The 19,480-nt window shown below is 71.5% G+C and carries 22 protein-coding genes; 16 read left to right on the plus strand and 6 right to left on the minus strand.

Annotated elements, in window-relative coordinates; all coding sequences use genetic code 11:
- Nucleotides 1-29: 29 nt before the first annotated feature.
- Both ACZ7L1_RS15360 and ACZ7L1_RS15365 read right to left on the minus strand, forming a co-directional pair.
- Nucleotides 30-1,724, minus strand: a complete 1,695-nt coding sequence (locus ACZ7L1_RS15360; RefSeq protein ID WP_471437499.1) for a purine-cytosine permease family protein — start codon at nt 1,722-1,724, stop codon at nt 30-32.
- A 122-nt stretch (nt 1,725-1,846) separates the two neighbouring features.
- Complete coding sequence (locus ACZ7L1_RS15365) at nt 1,847-2,200, minus strand: VOC family protein (RefSeq protein ID WP_471437501.1); 354 nt, start codon at nt 2,198-2,200, stop codon at nt 1,847-1,849.
- A gap of 136 nt (nt 2,201-2,336) precedes the next feature.
- Here ACZ7L1_RS15365 and ACZ7L1_RS15370 point away from each other — a divergent pair, with 136 nt between their 5' ends.
- Complete coding sequence (locus ACZ7L1_RS15370) at nt 2,337-2,819, plus strand: phage holin family protein (protein WP_471437503.1); 483 nt, start codon at nt 2,337-2,339, stop codon at nt 2,817-2,819.
- Between the two features lie 5 nt (nt 2,820-2,824).
- Complete coding sequence (locus ACZ7L1_RS15375; protein WP_471437505.1) at nt 2,825-3,862, plus strand: SDR family oxidoreductase; 1,038 nt, start codon at nt 2,825-2,827, stop codon at nt 3,860-3,862.
- Between the two features lie 72 nt (nt 3,863-3,934).
- On the opposite strand, the gene ACZ7L1_RS15380 is transcribed toward ACZ7L1_RS15375, so the two are convergent.
- Nucleotides 3,935-4,891 (minus strand): LLM class F420-dependent oxidoreductase, encoded by a 957-nt coding sequence (locus ACZ7L1_RS15380; RefSeq protein ID WP_471437507.1) that lies wholly within the window; start codon nt 4,889-4,891, stop codon nt 3,935-3,937.
- A 189-nt stretch (nt 4,892-5,080) separates the two neighbouring features.
- Here ACZ7L1_RS15380 and ACZ7L1_RS15385 point away from each other — a divergent pair, with 189 nt between their 5' ends.
- The 13 genes from ACZ7L1_RS15385 (at nt 5,081) to ACZ7L1_RS15445 (ending at nt 14,662) form a co-directional block, all read left to right on the plus strand.
- On the plus strand, nt 5,081-6,430 hold the full coding sequence (locus ACZ7L1_RS15385) for an NAD(P)/FAD-dependent oxidoreductase (RefSeq protein WP_471437508.1): 1,350 nt from the start codon (nt 5,081-5,083) through the stop codon (nt 6,428-6,430).
- Complete coding sequence (locus tag ACZ7L1_RS15390) at nt 6,427-8,274, plus strand: transketolase (protein WP_471437509.1); 1,848 nt, start codon at nt 6,427-6,429, stop codon at nt 8,272-8,274. The genes ACZ7L1_RS15385 and ACZ7L1_RS15390 overlap by 4 nt, the downstream gene beginning before the upstream one ends.
- A 14-nt stretch (nt 8,275-8,288) precedes the next feature.
- A complete protein-coding gene (ligD, locus tag ACZ7L1_RS15395) occupies nt 8,289-9,215 on the plus strand; it encodes a non-homologous end-joining DNA ligase (protein WP_471437510.1) in 927 nt (308 codons plus the stop codon).
- 73 nt (nt 9,216-9,288) lie between these two features.
- The gene (locus tag ACZ7L1_RS15400; RefSeq protein ID WP_446793131.1) at nt 9,289-9,624 is read left to right on the plus strand and encodes a gas vesicle protein GvpO; all 336 of its coding nucleotides are present in this window, start codon (nt 9,289-9,291) and stop codon (nt 9,622-9,624) included.
- A gap of 43 nt (nt 9,625-9,667) precedes the next feature.
- A complete protein-coding gene (locus ACZ7L1_RS15405; protein ID WP_388995706.1) occupies nt 9,668-10,093 on the plus strand; it encodes a gas vesicle structural protein GvpA in 426 nt (141 codons plus the stop codon).
- A complete protein-coding gene (locus ACZ7L1_RS15410) occupies nt 10,090-10,860 on the plus strand; it encodes a GvpL/GvpF family gas vesicle protein (protein WP_471437512.1) in 771 nt (256 codons plus the stop codon). The genes ACZ7L1_RS15405 and ACZ7L1_RS15410 overlap by 4 nt, the downstream gene beginning before the upstream one ends.
- A gap of 33 nt (nt 10,861-10,893) precedes the next feature.
- Nucleotides 10,894-11,151, plus strand: coding sequence for a gas vesicle protein GvpG (locus tag ACZ7L1_RS15415; RefSeq protein WP_468249124.1), 258 nt, complete (start codon nt 10,894-10,896; stop codon nt 11,149-11,151).
- A 1-nt stretch (nt 11,152) separates the two neighbouring features.
- Complete coding sequence (locus ACZ7L1_RS15420; protein WP_471437514.1) at nt 11,153-11,818, plus strand: DNA primase; 666 nt, start codon at nt 11,153-11,155, stop codon at nt 11,816-11,818.
- Nucleotides 11,815-13,017, plus strand: coding sequence for an SRPBCC family protein (locus ACZ7L1_RS15425; protein WP_471437516.1), 1,203 nt, complete (start codon nt 11,815-11,817; stop codon nt 13,015-13,017). The genes ACZ7L1_RS15420 and ACZ7L1_RS15425 overlap by 4 nt, the downstream gene beginning before the upstream one ends.
- Complete coding sequence (locus ACZ7L1_RS15430) at nt 13,014-13,340, plus strand: gas vesicle protein (protein WP_471437518.1); 327 nt, start codon at nt 13,014-13,016, stop codon at nt 13,338-13,340. The genes ACZ7L1_RS15425 and ACZ7L1_RS15430 overlap by 4 nt, the downstream gene beginning before the upstream one ends.
- A complete protein-coding gene (locus tag ACZ7L1_RS15435) occupies nt 13,337-14,185 on the plus strand; it encodes a GvpL/GvpF family gas vesicle protein (RefSeq protein ID WP_471437519.1) in 849 nt (282 codons plus the stop codon). The genes ACZ7L1_RS15430 and ACZ7L1_RS15435 overlap by 4 nt, the downstream gene beginning before the upstream one ends.
- Nucleotides 14,182-14,376: a gas vesicle protein gene (locus ACZ7L1_RS15440; protein ID WP_471437521.1), complete on the plus strand. Its 195-nt coding sequence runs from the start codon at nt 14,182-14,184 to the stop codon at nt 14,374-14,376. Before ACZ7L1_RS15435 ends, ACZ7L1_RS15440 begins: the two co-directional genes overlap by 4 nt.
- Nucleotide 14,377: 1 nt before the next feature.
- The gene (locus tag ACZ7L1_RS15445) at nt 14,378-14,662 is read left to right on the plus strand and encodes a gas vesicle protein K (RefSeq protein ID WP_471437523.1); all 285 of its coding nucleotides are present in this window, start codon (nt 14,378-14,380) and stop codon (nt 14,660-14,662) included.
- 59 nt (nt 14,663-14,721) lie between these two features.
- On the opposite strand, the gene ACZ7L1_RS15450 is transcribed toward ACZ7L1_RS15445, so the two are convergent.
- From ACZ7L1_RS15450 to ACZ7L1_RS15460, 3 genes are all read right to left on the minus strand, one after another.
- A complete protein-coding gene (locus ACZ7L1_RS15450; RefSeq protein ID WP_200417980.1) occupies nt 14,722-14,892 on the minus strand; it encodes a hydrophobic protein in 171 nt (56 codons plus the stop codon).
- A 41-nt stretch (nt 14,893-14,933) separates the two neighbouring features.
- Entirely contained in the window at nt 14,934-15,749 is an 816-nt protein-coding gene (locus ACZ7L1_RS15455) for a class I SAM-dependent methyltransferase (RefSeq protein ID WP_471437524.1), read from the minus strand.
- A 163-nt stretch (nt 15,750-15,912) separates the two neighbouring features.
- Nucleotides 15,913-17,433, minus strand: a complete 1,521-nt coding sequence (locus tag ACZ7L1_RS15460; RefSeq protein ID WP_471437526.1) for a phosphatase PAP2 family protein — start codon at nt 17,431-17,433, stop codon at nt 15,913-15,915.
- A 242-nt stretch (nt 17,434-17,675) separates the two neighbouring features.
- On the opposite strand from ACZ7L1_RS15460, the gene ACZ7L1_RS15465 reads away from it, so the two are divergent.
- Entirely contained in the window at nt 17,676-19,295 is a 1,620-nt protein-coding gene (locus tag ACZ7L1_RS15465; protein ID WP_471437528.1) for an ABC-F family ATP-binding cassette domain-containing protein, read from the plus strand.
- The last annotated feature ends 185 nt before the right edge of the window (nt 19,296-19,480 follow it).

Raw genomic sequence — 19,480 nt, forward strand, 5'->3', positions numbered from 1 at the left:
CCTGAGCGGCGATGGCCCCCGTAGGGCCGTCAGTCCGCCGACCGCACGGTGGGCGTCGCGAGGCTCACCGGCCCGCTGCGCCTGCCGCTCTTGCAGGCGTCGTGGCAGTCCTTCTCCAGGCTGCAGCACAGCGAGCAGACCGCGCTGGAGTGGTACGGGCAGCCCGCCATGTCGGGGCGCTCGAAGGTGTCCGCGCACACCGAGCAGGTCAGCGTCGCCGCCGAGGGCAGCCCCCGCTCGTCGAGCAGCGGCTCGTCGAGGGCGTCGACGCGGGCGATGTAGTACCTGCCCTTGGTCGCCACCGCGAACAGCGGCGAGAGCACCATGGCCAGGAACAGGGCGATGAACGGCGAGTACGCCTTGCCATAGGCGCCGAACGCCTCGAAGTACGCGGCGATGGACACCGCGGAGGCGATCAGCATCGAGCCGAAACCGACCGGGTTGAAGTTGTACAGGTGCGACCGCTTGAACTCGATGTACGACGGGCTGAGCCCCAGCGGCTTGTTGATCACCAGGTCGGCCACGACCGCGCCGATCCACGCGATGGCGACGTTCGAGTAGAAGCCCAGCACCGTGTTGAGGAACCCGAACACACCGCCTTCCATCAGCGCGAGCGCGATGCCGACGTTGAGGAAGATGTAGACGACACGCCCGGGGTGACGGTGGGTCAGCCGGGAGAAGAAGTTCGACCAGGACAGAGAACCGGAGTACGCGTTCGTCGAGTTGATCTTGATCTGCGAGAGGATCACGAAGAACGTCGCCAGCCCCAGAGCGACCGGCGCCGCGAACGTCCTGAACCCGTGCACGTACTGCTGGATGGGCTCGTTCGCCTTCGCGAGCCCCACGCTGCCGGCGATGTAGAAGGCCAGGAACGCCCCGCCGATCTGCTTCGCCGCGCCCAGCACCACCCAGCCCGGACCGGCGGAAAGCACCGCGCCCCACCACTGCCTGGCGTTCTCGGGCGTCTTGTCCGGCATGAAGCGCAGATAATCGACCTGTTCACCGATCTGCGCGATCAGCGACAGCGCCACACCGGCGCCCGCGCCCACCCCCAGCATGCTGATGCTCGACCCGGTGGGCGAGTTGCCCGCGAAGTGGGTGAACTCCGAGAACTTCCCCGGCTCCTGGATCGCGATGGATACGAACGGCGCGACCATCAACACCAGCCAGATCGGCTGGGTCCACACCTGCATCTTCGACAGCGCGGTCATGCCGTAGATCACCAGCGGCAGGATGATCAGGGAGCAGATGAGGTAGCCGATCGCGAGCGGTATGTGCAGGCCGAGTTCCAGGGCCTGCGCCATGATCGAGCCCTCGAGGGCGAAGAAGATGAAGGTGAAGCTGGCGTAGATGACCGAGGTCAGGGTCGAGCCCAGATAGCCGAAGCCGGCGCCCCGGGTCAGCAGGTCCATGTCGATGGAGTACTTCGCCGAGTAGTACGAGATCGGGATGCCGGTGAGGAAGATGACCACCGCCGCGGCCAGGATCGCCACCATCGCGCTGGAGAAGCCGTTGGAGATCGCGATCGACCCGCCGATGGCGAAGTCCGCGAGGTAGGCGATGCCGCCCAGGGCCGTGGTGGCCACCACGTACGGCGTCCAGCGGCGGAAGGACTTCGGCGCGTACCGCAGCGAGTAGTCCTCGAGCGTGTCGTTCCGCGTCCAGCCGTTGTACGTCCGGCTCGTGGTGTCCGGCGGCGTCTGCTTCTCGACGATGTCCGTCATGAACCTTCCCTCTTCCGCGAGCTCGAGTCACCTCCCCGACGACCGGGGCAGTGCTGTTGCACGGAAGAGTCCCGCCACGTTGTTTCCCGGCCGTTTCGATGCCTTTACGACGGTGGAGTGCGTCATTCCGCCCGGCGGCGGTCCACGTACTCGTACACGGAACCGTCCGGATGCACGGCGATCAGGTTGCGGCCGACCGGGGTCGGCACCGGGCCGGCGATGATACGCGCGCCGAGGTCGCTCAGCACCCGGTGGGCCTCCTCGACGTCCTCCACCGCGATCGTCGCCGCCACCTTGCGCAGGACCTCCAGCTCGGACTCGGGCCCGCTCATCAGCAGGAAACAGCCGACCGCGGCGACCGAGACACCGCCGCGCTCGAAGCGGAGCGCGCGGCTGCCCGCCAGTCTCTCGTAGAAGGGGACCGAAGTCTCCAGGTCGTCGACGCAGATCCGCAGCGTGGCTCCCAGAATCTCCATGCCGACGAGCCTAGTTGGACCCGGCCGAGAAGGAGATCACGAGCTGGTTGCGGCAGGTGGGAAAGGAGACCGTCCCGTACCGGCCCAAGCCGGGCACCTGCCGTTACGCGTGCCCGGGCACGGGTACCCGGCGGACATGAACCGCTTGGATCACCTGGAACATCTGGACAAGCATCTGGTCGACGAGCTGGCGCAGGTGGCCCGGGAGGCCGTGCGCGAGGAGTTGCGCGAGCAGACCCGCAAGCAGCGCCGCACGGCCGCGCTCTACGCGGCCTCCGGCGCCACCGGACTGTACGCGGGCGCCGGGGTGGCGCTCGCCGTCGGTCTGGCGCTGGCGCTGGCCCTGCCCGGCTGGGCCGCCGCGCTGATCACGGCGGCGGTGCTCGGCGTGGCCGCCTACCTGCTGCGCGGCGCGGCCCGCGCCGGCGGGCACGCAGCCGCGTCGCACCACGGCCACGGCGCCCACGGCCGGGTCGCCGGCGGTACACCGGGCGGGCTCGGCACGCCGTACCCGCCCATGCCGCACACCCCGCCCACGCCGGGCATCACCGATCCCGCCGCGCCGGGTTCCGCGGGTCCTGGGGCGGACCCCGAGGCGCCGCACCACCGGGCCCGGTGAGCGCCATGGCCAAGGCATGGTCGGGAGCCCTGCCGAAGCGCCGCAGGGTAGTCGTGGTGACCGGGGCGAGCGGCGGCGTGGGCCGGGCCACGGCGGTGGCCTTCGCCGAGCGGGGCGACCGCGTCGCGCTGCTCGCCCGGGGACGCGAGGGCCTCGCCGCGGCCGCGGAGGAGGTGCGGCGCGTCGGGGGTGAGGCGCTCGTCGTCCCCGTCGAGGTGTCGGACGCGCGAGCGGTCGAGGACGCGGCGGAGCAGGTCGTCGAGGAGTTCGGGCGAATCGACGTCTGGGTCAACAACGCGTTCGCCGGTGTCTTCGCACGGTTCACGGACATCACGCCGGACGAGTTCCGCCGGGTCACCGAAGTGACGTACCTGGGCTATGTGTTCGGCACCCGGGCCGCGCTGCGGCACATGTTGCCCGCGGACCACGGGACGATCGTCCAGGTCGGCTCCGCGCTGGCCTACCGGGGCATCCCGCTGCAGTCGGCGTACTGCGGGGCCAAGCACGCGATCCAGGGCTTCAACGAGTCGCTGCGCTGCGAGCTGCTGCACGAGGGCTCGAAGGTGCGGACGACGATGGTGCAGATGCCGGCGCTGAACACCCCGCAGTTCGACTGGGTGCTCAGCCGGGTGCCGGGGCGGGCGCGGCCGGTGGCGCCGGTCTACCAGCCGGAGGTCGCCGCACGTGCCATCGTGCACGCGGCCGGGCATCCGAGGCGCCGGGAGTACTGGGTGGGCGGGTCGACGGCGGCCACGCTCATCGCCAACGCCGTGGTCCCGGGGCTGCTGGACCGCTACCTCGCGCGTACGGGGTTCGACGCGCAGTGCGACGAGGGACAGCACGGCACCGCGGGCAACCTGTGGTCCCCGGCGGACGGACCGCACGGTCACGACTACGGCGCCCACGGCCGCTTCGACGCGGAGTCCCGTCCGGACAGCGTGGAGGACTGGCTGTCCCGCAACCGGACGCGCATCGGTGCGGGGATCCTCGCCGGGGGCCTGGGCGCCGCCGTCACGGCGGCCGGCCTGCGACGCCGTGGCTGAGCCGGTTGCCGAGCGCACGGACATGAGCGAACCCCGGGGCACGGCCCCGGGGTTCGCTCATGTCCACCGCGTTCAACGCGGCAGCTGAGGCAGCACCTTCGTCCGGTAGAAGTCGAAGAAGCCGCGCTGGTCCGGGCCGATCTGGTTGACGTAGACCACGTCGAAGCCCGCGTCCACGTACGCGGTGAGCGCGGACACGTGTTCGTCCACATCGTCGCCGCACACCCGGTTCTCCCGCACCATCTCCTCCGAGACCAGCGGCATCAGCTGCTCGAAGTGCCTCGGCGTCGGCAGCACCTGCCCCATCTCGCCGGGCAGCAGCTCGTTGGACCACAGCTCGAGGACCGTCCGCACGCACTCCTCGCGGTCCGTGCCGTAGCAGACCTTCACGCCGCCGCTCACCGGCTTGGTGCCGCCCCCGCCCTTGCGGAACTGCGTCACCATCGACTCCTCCGGCATCATCGTGATGTAGCCGTCGCCGACGCGCGCCGCCAGCGCCGTCGCCTCGGGCCCGAAACCGGAGATGTCGATCGGGACCGGCTCGTCGGGGATCGTGTAGAGGCGGGCGTTCTCCACCTTGTAGTGGGTGCCGTAGTGGGTCACCTGCTCCCCGGTGAACAGCCGGCGCATGATCTGGATCGCCTCTTCCAGCATCTCCAGGCGCACGGTCGTGGGCGGCCAGGCATCGCCGAGGATGTGCTCGTTCAGCGCCTCACCCGTGCCCACGCCGAGCCGGAACCGCCCGCCGGTCATCACCGCGCTGGTCGCAGCGGCCTGTGCCACCACCGCCGGGTGCACCCGCACGGTCGGACAGGTCACCGCGGTCTCGATCGGCAGCGACACCGCCTCCGAGAGCGCACCGATCACCGACCACACGAACGGGCTCTGGCCCTGTGCGTCGTTCCACGGGTGGTAGTGGTCCGAGATCCACAGCCGCTGGAATCCGGCCTGCTCGGCCATCCTCGCCTGTTCGATCAGATCCGCCGGGCCGAACTCCTCGCACGAGAGGAAGTAGCCGTACTCGGTCATGGGGGTGAACCTCCGGGGAGGGGGTACCGCGTCGGTCACCGGCCGGGTAACCGTGCGGGACATGGCGAAACGCCCGCCCGGCGGCGTTTGGGCGCCCTGACCCGGGGGACGCGGAAGGTCTCGCACGGGTGGCGCATCCGTGCGTCCGCCAGGCAGACGACGTACGCGCGAAAACGCCGGAGGCGCATCGTGAGTCGACCCCGCATCCTGATCGTCGGTGCCGGATTCGCCGGGTACCAGACGGCCCGCACCCTGGCCCGGCTGACCCGGCACCGGGCCGACATCACTCTGCTCAACCCGACGGACTACTTTCTGTACCTGCCCCTGCTGCCACAGGTGGCCACCGGCATCCTGGAGCCGCGACGGGTCGCCGTCTCGCTCTCCGGCACCCTGCGCCACGTCCGCCTGGTGCTCGGCGAGGCCGACGGCGTCGACCTCGACGCGCGCACCGTGCACTACACCGACCCGGAGGGCAACGGCGGCACCCTCGGCTACGACCGGCTCGTCCTCGCCGTCGGCAGCGTCAACAAGCTGCTGCCGATCCCCGGCGTCTCCGAGCACGCCCACGGCTTCCGCGGTATGCCCGAGGCGCTGTACCTGCGCGACCACGTGACCCGCCAGATCGAACTGGCCGCCACGTCCGACGACCCCAAGACCTGTGCCGCGCGCTGCACCTTCGTGGTGGTCGGCGCCGGCTACACCGGAACCGAGGTCGCCGCGCAGGGCAAGCGGTACACCGACGCGCTGGTGCGCAAGCAGCCGCTGCGCCAGGGCATCAAGCCGCGCTGGATGCTGCTGGACGTCGCTCCACGCGTGCTGCCGGAGATGGACGAGCGGCTCTCCCGCACCGCCGACCGCGTCCTGCGCAAGCGCGGCGTCGACGTGCGGATGGGAACTTCCGTGAAGGAGGCGATGCACGACGGAGTCCTGCTGACCGACGGGGAGTTCGTCGACACCCGCACGCTGGTGTGGTGTGTCGGCGTACGCCCCGACCCGTTCGTGGAGGGCCTCGGCAAGCCCCTGGAGCGCGGTCGGTTGCTCGTCGACCCCTACCTGCAGGTGCCGGGCCACCCCGAGGTGTTCGCCTGTGGTGACGCGGCCGCCGTGCCCGACCTGGAGAACCCCGGCCAGTACACGCCGATGACGGCGCAGCACGCCTGGCGGCACGGCAAGGTCTGCGCGCGCAACGTAGCCGCCTCCCTCGGCATCGGCTCCCGGCGCGCCTACCGCCACCACGACCTGGGCTTCGTCGTCGACCTCGGCGGCCCGCAGGCGGCAGCCGCCCCGCTCGGCATCCCGCTGTCCGGGCCGCTCGCCTCGGCCGTCACGCACGGCTACCACCTCGCCGCGATGCCCGGCAACCGCATCCGGGTCGCCGCCGACTGGCTCCTGGACGCCCTGCTGCCGCGCCAGGCCGTCCAGCTGGGGCTGGTCCGCTCCTGGTCGGTGCCGCTGGAGTCGTCGTCGCCCGAACTGGCTCGAGTACCAGGAGGAAATGGCAACGGCAACGGCAACCCGGGCAAGGAGGAACAGACATGAACACCCGTCATCTCACCGAACTCGCCCAGCAGCTGCGCGTCGACAGCGTCCGCGCCTCCGCCGCGGCCGGCTCCGGACACCCCACCTCCTCGATGTCCGCCGCGGACCTGATGGCCGTCCTGCTGGCCCACCACCTCCGCTACGACTTCGAACGGCCCGCCCACCCCGGAAACGACCGGTTCATCCTGTCCAAGGGGCACGCCTCACCCCTGCTGTACGCCGCCTACAAGGCCGCGGGGGCCATCAACGAGACGGAGCTGCTCACCTTCCGCAAGCTGGGCAGCCGTCTCGAGGGGCACCCCACGCCCCGTCGGCTGCCCTGGGTGGAGACCGCCACCGGCTCGCTCGGCCAGGGGCTGCCCGTCGGGGTCGGTATCGCGCTCGCCGGGCAGCGGCTGGACCGCACCGGCTACCGGGTCTGGGTGCTGTGCGGCGACAGCGAACTCGCCGAGGGCTCCGTGTGGGAGGCCGCCGAGCACGCCGGGTACGAGCACCTCGACAACCTGATCGCGATCGTCGACGTCAACCGGCTCGGCCAGCGCGGACCCACCCGCCACGGCCACGACCTGGACGCCTACGCGCGCCGCTTCAAGGCCTTCGACTGGCACACCGTCGAGGTCGACGGCCACGACGTCGAGGCGATCGACCGCGCCTTCGCCGAGGCCGAGTCCACCACCGGACAGCCCACCGTCATCCTCGCCCGCACCCTCAAGGGCAAGGGCGTCGCCGCCGTTCAGGACCGCGAGGGGCAGCACGGCAAGCCGCTGCCGGACGCCGACGAGGCGATCGCGGAACTCGGCGGCCTACGCGACCTCCACGTCGAGGTGCAGGGGCCGCCCGCCGCCCGCATGCTGCACGCCGTGCAGAGCGGCCACCTGGAACTGCCGCGCTACGACATCGGCGACGAGGTCGCCACCCGCGACGCCTACGGCCAGGCGCTCGCCGCGCTCGGCAACGCCCGCGGCGACGTCGTCGCGCTCGACGGCGAGGTCGGCGACTCCACCCGGTCCGAGTACTTCGGCAAGGAGCACCCCGAACGCTACTTCGAGTGCTACATCGCCGAACAGCAGATGGTCGCCGCCGCCGTCGGCATGGCCGCGCGCGGCTGGGTGCCGTACGCCTCCACGTTCGCCGCGTTCCTCACCCGCGCCCACGACTTCGTGCGCATGGCCTCGATCAGCGGCTCCGGCATCAACCTCGTCGGCTCGCACGCCGGCTGCGCCATCGGCCAGGACGGCCCCTCGCAGATGGGCCTCGAGGACCTCGCGATGTTCCGCTCGGTGTACGACTCGACCGTGCTGTACCCGTGCGACGCCAACCAGACCGCCCGGCTCGTCGCCTCGATGGCCGGCCGTGAGGGCATCCGCTATCTGCGCACCTCGCGCGGGAAGTCACCGGTGATCTACGGGCCCACCGAGGAGTTCCCGATCGGCGGTAGCAAGGTGCTGCGCGCCTCCCACGAGGACCGACTCACCATCGTCGCCGCCGGGGTCACCGTGCACGAGGCGCTGAAGGCCGCCGACGCCCTCGCCCACCAGGGCATCCGAGTACGGGTCGTCGACCTCTACTCGGTCAAGCCCGTCGACCGCGAGACCCTGCGCGAGGCCGCCGACCGCACCGGCTGCCTGCTCACCGTGGAGGACCACCGCGAGGAGGGCGGCCTCGGCGACGCGGTCCTCGACGCCTTCCTCGACGGGCGGCCCGTACCGCGTCTGGTGCGCCTCGCCGTCCGTACGATGCCGGGCTCGGCGACGCCCGAGGAGCAGCTGCACGCCGCCGGCATCGACGCCGAGTCGATCGCCGCCTCGGCCCGGCTGCTGGTGGAGCACGCCGTGGTGCCGTGAGCGGGGGGAGCGACATGAGCAGCACGCGGACCGTGCGGGCCGGCCGCCGCACGGTCGAGGTGCACCGGCCGGACAAGGTGCTCTTCCCCGGTGCCGGGGACGGGGAAGGAAAGGAGTACACCAAGGCCGACCTCGTGGCGTACTACCGTTCCGTCGCCCCCTTCATGCTGCCGCACCTGCGCGGACGGCCCCTGATGCTGGAGCGCCACCCGGACGGCGTGGACGGGCCCCTCTTCATGCAGAAGAACACTCCGGAGCACTACCCGGAGTGGATCCGCCGCGTCGAACTGGCCAAGGAGGGCGGCACCGTCTGCCACACCGTCTGCGACGACACCGCCACCCTCCTCTACCTCGCCGACCAGGCCTGCCTCACCCTGCACCGCTGGCTCTCCCGCGTCGACCGGCCGTCATGCCCCGACCGGATCGTGTTCGACCTCGACCCGGCGGACGGCGACTTCGGTCAAGTGCGCGCAGCCGCCCGGCTGGTGGGGGAGCTGCTGGACGAACTGCGGCTGCCGTCCGGTCTGATGACCACCGGCTCGCGGGGCCTGCACGTCGTCGTCCCGATCAGCGGCGGCCACGACTTCAACGAGGCACGTCAGTTCGCGAAGGACGCCGCCGACGTCCTCGCCGCCGCCCACCCCGACCTGCTGTCCACCGCCGCCCGCAAGAAGGACCGCGGCGACCGCCTCTACCTCGACGTGCAGCGCAACGGGTACGCGCAGACCGCCGTCGCCCCCTTCACCGTACGGGCGCTGCCGGGCGCACCGGTCGCCACGCCGCTGTCCTGGGGCCAGTTGGACGACCCGGATCTGAACGCCCGTCGCTGGACCGTCGCCGACGCGGTGGAGCAGGCCCGCACCGACCCCTGGGCGGACGTGCCGTCCCGGGGGCGTTCCCTCGCACCTGCCCGGCGGCGACTCGACGACCTGCACGGTTGAAGCCCGGCCGAAGCCGTCGGACATCCGAAGGTTTGGCCAACGCCTTTGTGGCCACCCGGTGGTGGAGGTGGCCATGTCGAACACATCACGTACACATTCACGGAACTCCCCCGAGAACGGCGACCGGGCGGACGGCCGGCCGAGCCCCATGGAGGTGCTGCGCCATGCGCGCGCCCAGTTCACGGAGCTCACCGGACTGGCCGCCGAGTCGGTGTCGTCCTTCGAACCCACCGAGGACGGCTGGACGCTCGAGATCGAGGTCCTCGAACTCGCCCGGGTCCCCGACACCATGAGTCTGCTCGCGAGCTATTCGGTGGACGTGTCCGCCGACGGCGAGCTCACCGGGTACCGGAAGGTCCGCCGCTACGAGCGCGGGAGGGCCGACACACGCAGGGGCGGCGGCAGCTAGCCCGCCGCACGCACCGACAGACAGACAAGGAGGGCCGGTCGGCATGACAGTTGTCCCGGCACAACAGACATCCGGAGGCGGCTCCAGCGGCCTGTACGACGTCCTGGAGCTCGTCCTCGACCGAGGGCTCGTCATCGACGCGTTCGTCCGCGTGTCCCTCGTCGGCATCGAGATCCTGAAGATCGACGTACGGGTCGTCGTCGCCAGCGTCGACACCTATCTGCGCTTCGCCGAGGCGTGCAACCGGCTCGACCTGGAGGCAGGCCCGCGAAAGGACCCCGGACTGCCCGACCTGGTCGGGGAGATGACCGAGTCCGGCGCGCGCGGCAAGTCCAAGGGGGCGCTGTCCGGCGCCGCCGAGACCATCTCCGACGCCTTCCGGCAGGCCCGCGGGGAGGCCCAGGGCGAACCGAGCCGGCGCACCCGTAAGTCGACGGCCTCGCGCGAGAAGAAGGAGGAGCAGGAGTGAGCACGTACGTCTACGGCATCGCCGCGGCCGACCACCCCTCGCTCCCCGACGGCATGGGCGGGGTCGGCGACCCGGCCCGCACCGTGCGCATCCTGAAGCGCGGCGAACTGGCGGCGATCGTCAGCGACGCCCCCGAAGGGCTGCGCCCCAAGCGCCGTGACCTGCTCGCCCACCAGAACGTACTGAGCGAGGCGGCCGCGGGCGGGCCGATCCTGCCCATGCGGTTCGGCAGCCTCGCACCGGACGACGACGCCGTCACCGGCGTCCTCGAGGAGCGCGCCGACCACTACCGGGAGCGGCTCGGCACCCTGGACGGCAAGGTCGAGTACAACATCAAGGCCAGCCACGACGAGGAGGCCGTCCTGCACCGCGTGATGGCCGAGAACCCCGAGGTCCGATCCCTGGCCGAAGCCAACCGCAAGGCGGGCGGCGGAAGTTACGAGGAGAAGCTCAAGCTCGGTGAGATGGTGGCGGCCGCGGTGCAGAGCCGCGAGGCCGAGGACGCCAGGGAGCTCCAGCGCGCCCTGGAGGCCGCCGCCGATGGCGTCAGCGTGGGCCCCGAGTCCACCGGCTGGCTCGCCAACGTCTCGTTCCTGGTGGCGCGTGACACGGCCGACACGTTCCTGGCCGCCGTCGAACAGCTCCGCAAGGCGCACCCGCACCTCGAGGTGCGGGTCAACGGGCCGCTGCCGCCGTACAGCTTCGTCGAACCGGGGCCCGCCGAGCCGGCGGGGACCACCGCGGGCATCGACGCCGGCGCTCATTAGCGGGGCCTTCGGCCCGAGCGGAAGGAGGACACGGTGGGACTGATCGGTGAGGTGCTGATGCTGCCGTTCGCCCCCGTGCGCGGCAGCGCCTGGGCCATCAGACAGGTGCTCCGTGAGGCGGAACGGATCTACTACGACCCCGCCGCCGTGAGGGCCGAACTCGCCCGCCTCGAGGAGCGACTGGGGGCGGGCGAGATCACTGAGGAGGAGTTCGACCGGCGCGAGGACGAACTGCTCGACCGGCTGGAGATCGCGCTGCGCTCCGGCGACACCACAGGCAACGGGACGTGACATGAACCGAACCGCACTGGGCCTCGCCGTAGGGGCCGGATACTTTCTGGGACGCACCAAGAAGCTGAAAATGGCGCTCGCGGTCGGCTCCCTGGTGGCGGGCAAGAAGCTCAACCTCAGCCCGCGGACGCTCGCGAACGCGGTGAACCAGCAGCTCATGAACGCTCCGCAGTTCAAGGAGATCGGCGACCAGTTGCGCCAGGAACTGCGAGGTGTCGGCAAGGCCGCCACCGGGGCCATGGTCGAGCGGCAGATGAACGCGCTCGCCGACCGGCTGCACGACCGTACCGCCCGGATGCGCGACGAGCTGCCCGAGGGCGGCTCCGGTAAGGACCGGGACGAGGACGACGACCGCGCGGCGCGGGACGACGACCGCGATGAGCGGGAGGACGGCAACCGCACCGAACGGGACGGAGACGACCGCCCGCCGCGCGGCGAGAGCGACCGCGAGAGCCGGCGGGAGGAGCCGTCCGGCAGGAGGGCGGCCAAGAAGGCCCCGGCGAAGAAGACCGCGGCGAAGAAGACCGCGGCGAAGAAGACCGCGGCGAAGAAGGCCCCCGCGAAGAAGGCGGTGGGCGGCTCGGCCGGCGCGGCCCGCAGGACGGCCGCGAAGAAGACCGCCGGCGCCCGCGGCGCGGGCTCCTCGAAGGGCGGTGACGACCGATGACCGACACCCTCGGATCGGCCACCTCCGCGGCCGGCAAGGCCACGGACGCGGCCACGGACAACCCCTTGACGCACCTCGCCCGCGGCGAGGCCGCGGACCGGCTGAAGGCCGAGGCCCAGGAGTACCTCACCGCGGGGGCCACGAAGCTGCTCACCGGCCTCGGCCGCAAGCTCGGCGAGACCACCGTCAAGCTCAACGACATCGCCGAAGGCAACAGCCCCGGCTTCGCCAAGCTGGCGCTCGACGGCGGCCGCAAGCTGGCCGAGGGCAAGGGACCGCTGCGCTCCGCCCTGGAACTCGGCGCCTCCCGCGCCAAGGACAACGTGAAGGAAGCCGTCAGCAACCTGGGGGGCGGCAAGGGCAGGAAGAAGGGCGGGGGCGGCAAGAAGCCCACCGTCATCATGGAGTCCGTCGACGTCGGCGTGCCGCTGCGCACCGCCTACGACCAGTGGACGCAGTACCAGGACTTCTCCACCTTCGCCAAGGGCGTCAAGAGCGCGAACAGTGCCGACGACACCCACTCCGACTGGCAGGCGAAGATCTTCTGGTCCAACCGCAGCTGGAAGGCGCACACCACCGAGCAGCTCGCCGACCGGCGCATCCAGTGGACGTCGGAGGGGGCCAAGGGCACCGCGAAGGGCGTCGTGACCTTCCACCCCCTGGGCGAGGACCTCACCCGGGTCCTGCTGGTCATGGAGTACTACCCGAGCGGCCTGTTCGAGAAGACCGGCAATCTGTGGCGGGCGCAAGGCCGCCGGGTCAGGCTGGATCTGAAGAACTTCGCCCGGTTCATCACCTTGAAGGGTGAGGCGGAGGACGGCTGGCGCGGCGAGATCCGTGACGGCGAGGTGGTCCGCAGCCACGAGGACGCGGTGGCGGACGAGGAGGCCGAGGAACCCGGCGACGAGGAACCCCACGACGAGGACGAAAGCGCCGAGTTGGAGGGCGGAGAGGACGAAGAGGGCGAGGAGCCCTACGCGGACGAAGAAGAGCCGGAGGGGCACGCGGACGAGGAGGAGCCGGAGGGGTACGCGGACGAGGAGGAAGGACCCGAGGCGGTCGAGGACGCGGAGGAAGGATCCTACGAGGACGCGGACGAGGAGGAAGGGTACGAGGACGCGGAAGGGTACGAGGACGCGGAGGGCGACGAGTACGCGGATGAGGAGCCCGGGGACGTCGCGCGCGGGGGCCGTCGATGACGACGCCCGGCCGGTTTCCCGAGCCGTACGGCGCCGGCGGCGGAGCCAACCTCGCCGACATCCTCGAACGCGTCCTCGACAAGGGCGTGGTGATCGCCGGCGACATCCGGATCAACCTGCTCGACATCGAACTGCTCACCATCAAGCTCCGCCTCGTCGTCGCCTCCGTCGACCGGGCGAAGGAGATGGGCATCGACTGGTGGGAGACCGACCCGGCGCTCTCGTCCCGCGCCCGCAACAACGAACTGGCCCGGGAGAACGCCGAACTGCGCGACCGGCTGGCCGAACTGGAGGGCGCGCGCGGCGAGAAGGAGGCATCGTGAACGGACTGCGGTACGTGTACGCCGTCTGCCGCCCCTTTCACGCGGCGCTCGAGGACGGCCCGGCGGGCGTCGCGGGCGTGCCGCCCAGGCAGTTGGCGCACGACGGCCTGGTCGCCGTCGTCAGCACCGTCCCCGAGGCGGACTTCGCCGAGGAGCCGCTCCGCGCCCGCCTGGAGGACCTGGACTGGCTGGCCGCCACCGCCCGCGCCCACCAGGGCGTCGTGGACGCGCTCACCGCCGTCACCACGCCCCTGCCGCTGCGGCTCGCCACGGTGTTCCGTGACGACAGCGGCGTACGCGCGATGCTCCAGGAGCGGGCGGACGACTTCCACCGCGCCCTCGACCGCTTGGACGGCCGGGTCGAATGGGGCGTCAAGGTGTACGCACAGACGGAACACACGCAAGAACAGACGCAAATGCATGGACAGCCACAGGGACAGACGCCGGGAACGGGAAGTCCGGGAGGGGCGGAAGGGGCCGGCAATGCTCCCCAGTTGGCGCGGAAACCGATCTCCGGCCGCGACTACCTGCGCCAGCGCCGTGTGCGCCGGCAGGCCCAGGAGGAAATGCAGGAGAACACCGAACGGTTCGCGCGCCGACTGCACGAGAATCTTTCCGGCTGCGCCGAGGATTTCCGGCTGCACGCCCCGCAGAATCCCGCGCTCTCCGGTTCTTCCGGTAGCAATGTGCTCAACGCGGCTTATCTCGTTCCGCGTTCCGGGTCCGAGGCGTTCGTGACAAAGGTGGAGCAGGAGAAAAGCGGAATTACGGGGGTGCGGGTCGAACTCACCGGGCCCTGGGCGGCGTACTCGTTCAGCGGCGTCGAAGGGCGGGAGGGGCCGTGACCGCCGACGGACTCCAGCACCGTCAGGTCGCCCTGGTGGACCTTCTCGACCGGCTGCTGTCCGGCGGCGTCGTCATCACCGGCGACCTCACCCTGCGCATCGCGGACGTCGATCTCGTCCGCATCGACCTCAACGCGCTGATCAGCTCGGTCGGCGCCCAGGTGCCGGCCCCCTGGCCGGAGGAGCGGTGACATGAGCGACGGACGCAACCGACTCGACCTGGAACCCGACACGGTGGAGCGGGACCTGGTCAAACTCGTGCTGACCGTCGTCGAGCTGCTGCGGCAGCTCATGGAGCGGCAGGCGCTGCGCAGGTTCGACACCGGTGAGCTGACCGAAGACCAGGAGGAGCGCATCGGCCTCACTCTGATGCTGCTCGAGGACCGTATGGCCGAGCTGCGGGAGCGCTACGGACTGCGGCCCGAGGACCTGAATCTGGACCTCGGGCCGCTTGGATCGTTGCTTCCGCGGGAGTGATCGCCGAAGGATCACGGGAATCAGGTGCCCGGGCGGATCACCGCCCGGGCACCGCCGATTCACCAGCGATACCATCGGCCCCGTCCGCCGGCCGCTGTAGTGCCGCGGGCCAGGAAGCCCACCAGCCAGACGACCAGCACGGCCAGGGCGATCCACCACAGTGCCTTCACGGCGAATCCGACGCCGAAGAGAATCACGGCCAGAAGAAGAACGAGCAGGATCGGAACCATAGTCACACCTCCTGTCATTCATGTTTCCCGAACAGCGGGAATCAGGCCTCTTTTCGGCAGAGAATTTCTCCGTGCAGCACCGAGAACCATCCGTCCTCGTGCCCGCCCCATTCCCGCCAGGCAGCCGAAACGGCCCTCAGTTCTTCGACGGTCGCATGGCCACCACCCGTCGCCCGTTCGGCGTACGCGGAGGCGAGCGTGCGGTCCGCCCACAGCCCGCTCCACCAGGCCCGCTCCTCGGCGGTGGCGAAGGTCCAGGTGCCGGAGGTGGCGGTGACGTCCTTGATGCCCGCCTGCAGCGCCCAGGACTTCAGGCGCCGCCCCGCGTCGGGCTCGCCGCCGTTGGCGCGGGCGACCCGCTCGTACAGGTCCAGCCAGTCGTCCAGGCCCTGGGACGCCGGATACCAGGTCATGGCCCCGTAGTCGGCGTCGCGCGCGGCGATGAAACCACCCGGCCGGGTGACTCGGCGCATCTCGCGCAGCGCCTGCACCGGGTCACCCACGTGCTGGAGCACCTGGTGGGCGTGGACCACGCAGAACGTGTCGTCCGGGTAGTCCAGCGCGTGCACGTCCGCGACCGCGAAGTCCACGTTGGTGACCCCGCGGGCGTCGGCCGCCGCCCGGGCCTGGTCCAGGATCTCCGGGGCGCGGTCGACGCCCGTGACGTGACCGTCGGGAACCAGGGCCGCCAGGTCCGCGGTGATGGTGCCCGGCCCGCAGCCGATGTCCAGGATCCTCATGTGCGGCTTCAGCGAGCCGAGGAGGTACGCCGCGGAGTTGGCGGCGGTCCGCCAGGTGTGCGAGCGCAGCACGGACTCGTGGTGGCCGTGCGTGTAGACGGCCGTCTCCTTCGGCATGACGATCCTCTTCCCCTCGTACGGACCCGGGCGTCGCCGCGGGCGGTACGTGTCACGGTAAGCGATCGAACCGAATAATGAGACGGCCGTCTTATGATATGGACGAGTGGCTGTGGCAGGGGACGGTGGGTGCCGGGCGCCCTCAACACCGGCGGTGCAGGGTTCAGTCGGCGGGAAGCGGCCGGTAGACGGTCAACGCCTCGGGCAGGGCCTCGAGGCTCACTTCGCCCTGGACGGCGGTGACCTCTCCGTCGTAGGCGAGGAGGGTGCCGGGGGCGACTCCGTCCAGGTGCAGTCGCCGGACCCGTAGGGCGGCGTGGAACGGTGAGCGCGACAGCGGGCCCGCGAACGCGGCCGCCAGCAGGCGGGCGGCGGGCCGGCGCCCGCCGTGCACGACGCGCACGTCGAGCAGTCCGTCGGCCAGGTCGTAGCGGCGTCCGGGCACCAGGCCCATACGGTGGTAGGTGCCGTTGCCCGCGAACAGGAGCCACAGCGGGTGCGTGCGGTCGCCGACACGTACGGCCAGGGGGTGGCGGTCGGCCCGCAGGACCCGCCAGGCGGCGAGCACACCGGCCGGCCACCCTCCGATCCGGGGGGACCAGCGTTCCCGCTCGCGCACCAGCTCCGGGTACACGCCGAGGCTGCAGGTGTTCAGGAAGCAGCCCTGGGTCTCACCCGAGGTGAACCGGCCCACGTCGACACGGACGGCGTCGCCCCGCGCGAGGGCGCCCACCAGGTCACGAGGGTCCTCCACGCCGAGGTCCAGCGCGAAGTGGTTGAGGGTGCCGCCGGGAAGCACGGCGAGCGGGAGGCCGTGGCGCAGGGCCACGCCGGCCGCCGTGTTCACCGTGCCGTCGCCGCCGCACACGCCGAGGACACGGGCGCGGGCGGCCGCCTTCTCCAACTCGGTGCGGACCTCGGACGGTTCGCACTCCACGGTCTCCGCGCCGGGAAGCGCGTCCGTGAGCGCCCGTACCCGCTCCCAGGTCGCCGCGCCCTTGTTCACGACGACCACGAGCCCCGTGCCGTCGCCGAGCGCGGGCGCGAGGGGTTCCGGCGCGGCGGCGGCCTCGAGGGAGCGCCGGCGGTCGGGCGGCGGCAGCTGATCGCGGGTCGGGACGAGGCCCCGTACGGCGTAGGCGGCGCCCACGCCGAGGGCGGCGCCCGCGAGGACGTCGCTCGGGAAGTGGACGCCGGTGTAGACGCGGGAGACGGCGACGGCGGTGGCGAGCGGCGCGACGGCGGCACCCCAGCCACGCGACTCCAGGGCGACACCGGTGGCGAAGGCGGCGGCCGAGGCGGAGTGGCCGGAGGGGAAGGACGTGGTGATCGGCTGCCGCTTGAGCCGGCGCACGGCCGGGACCGGATCGAGGACGGGGCGGGGGCGGCGGACCGAGCGCTTGCCGAGGGTGTTGATGGTGGCGGAGGCGAGCGCGAGGGAGGCGACACCGCGGGCGGCCGCGCGGCGGGCCCGGGGGCTGCGGGTGGCGGCGAGGGCGGCGGCGGTGGCGAACCACAGCACGCCGTGGTTGGCGGCCCGGCTCAGGCGGGGGAGCAGGGGGTCGGCGCCGGGCCAGTGGCGGGCGGCGACGGACTCGAACAGTCGGCAGTCGAGGCCGAGGAGGCGGTCGCGGAGGGGGTGGGGACCGGCTGGCTGGGTGGTGAGGTCGACATCAGCGCTCATGGCCCTGCGGGTACCCCGACGAAGGCTTTTCGCCCCCGCCGCCCTGCCCTTCCACCCCTGGGGCTGAGCCCCGGGGGCAGAGCTTCAAGCGCAGGCGGGGGCCGTGGACGTAGTCCCGGCCGGGATCAGAGGCGGAGCCCTGTCGGGGGTGAAGGGGCGGAGCCCCTGGAGGTGGGACGGGTAGGGGCGGCGGGGCGAAAACCCTTTGCTCGGCTTCGGCGCGGCCGTTGACAATGCGCCCCATGGGACACCTTGAAGCCGCGCACCTCGAGTACCACCTCCCCGACGGGAGGACCCTGCTCGGAGACGTGTCCTTCCGCGTCGGCGACGGCACCGTCGTCGCACTCGTCGGACCCAACGGCGCAGGCAAGACCACCCTGTTGCGCCTGCTCTCCGGCGAGCTGAAACCCCACGCCGGCACCGTCACCGTCACCGGCGGCCTCGGCGTCATGCGACAGTTCGTCGGGTCCGTACGCGACGACACGACCGTACGCGACCTTCTCGTCTCGGTCGCCCCGCCCCGCATCCGCGAAGCGGCCCGCGCCGTCGACACCGCCGAGCACTCCATCATGACCGTCGACGACGAGGCCGCCCAGATCCGCTACGCGCAGGCGCTCGCCGACTGGGGCGAGGCCGGCGGCTACGACGCCGAGACCCTGTGGGACATCTGCACCACCGCCGCACTCGGCGTCCCCTACGACAGGGCCCAGTGGCGCCAGGTCCGCACCCTCTCCGGCGGCGAGCAGAAACGGCTCGTCCTGGAGGCCCTGCTGCGCGGCGGCGACGAGGTCCTGCTGCTCGACGAGCCCGACAACTACCTCGACGTACCCGGGAAGCGGTGGCTCGAGGAACGGCTGGCCGAGACCCGCAAGACGGTCCTGTTCGTCTCCCACGACCGCGAGCTGCTCGCCCGCGCCGCCGAGAAGATCGTCACCGTGGAGCCCGGGCCGGCCGGTGCCGACGCCTGGGTGCACGGCGGCAGCTTCGCCACGTACCACGAGGCCCGCCGCGAGCGGTTCGCCCGCTTCGAGGAGCTGCGCCGCCGCTGGGACGAGAAGCACGCCCAGCTGAAGAAGCTGGTGCTGAACCTCCGCCAGGCGGCGACCGTCAGCCATGAGCTGGCGTCCCGTTATCAGGCCGCTCAGACCCGGCTGAGGAAGTTCGAGGAGGCCGGCCCGCCGCCGGAGCCGCCGCGCGAGCAGAACATCACCATGCGGCTCAAGGGCGGCCGTACCGGCGTACGGGCCCTGACCTGTCAGGGGCTCGAACTCACCGGGCTGATGAAACCGTTCGACCTCGAGGTCTTCTACGGCGAACGGGTCGCCGTCCTCGGCTCCAACGGCTCCGGCAAGTCCCACTTCCTGCGCCTCCTCGCCGGTGACGACGTCTCCCACACCGGGCAGTGGAAGCTCGGCGCACGGGTCGTACCGGGCCACTTCGCCCAGACCCATGCCCATCCGGAGCTCCAGGGCCGCACCCTCCTCGACATCCTCTGGAAGGAGCACGCCCAGGACCGCGGCGCGGCCATGTCCCGGCTGCGGCGCTACGAGCTGACGGGCCAGGCCGAGCAGCGCTTCGACCGGCTCTCCGGCGGCCAGCAGGCCCGGTTCCAGATCCTGCTCCTCGAACTCGAGGGGGCGACCGCGCTGCTGCTCGACGAGCCGACCGACAACCTCGACCTGGAGTCCGCCGAGGCGCTTCAGGAGGGACTGGACAGCTTCGAGGGCACGGTACTCGCCGTCACCCACGACCGCTGGTTCGCCCGCTCCTTCGACCGCTACCTCGTCTTCGGCGCCGACGGCCGGGTACGGGAGACATCGGAGCCCGTGTGGGACGAACGCAGAGTGGAGCGCGCACGCTAGTGCTGTGGCCGGAAAGGTTCACCGGCTCGCGACGCCCGGCACGGCACCTCGCCGCGTTGTCGCATCGCCCGAGCACATCCAGTACGCGGGCGACGCTCCGCCGTGCGATGCACCGCACCGGACGCAGCGAGCTTTCCGGCGAACCCTTCCGGCCACAGCACTAGGCGCAGGCCCGGCGCATGCCG

This window comes from Streptomyces sp. NPDC107546, assembly GCF_055639175.1.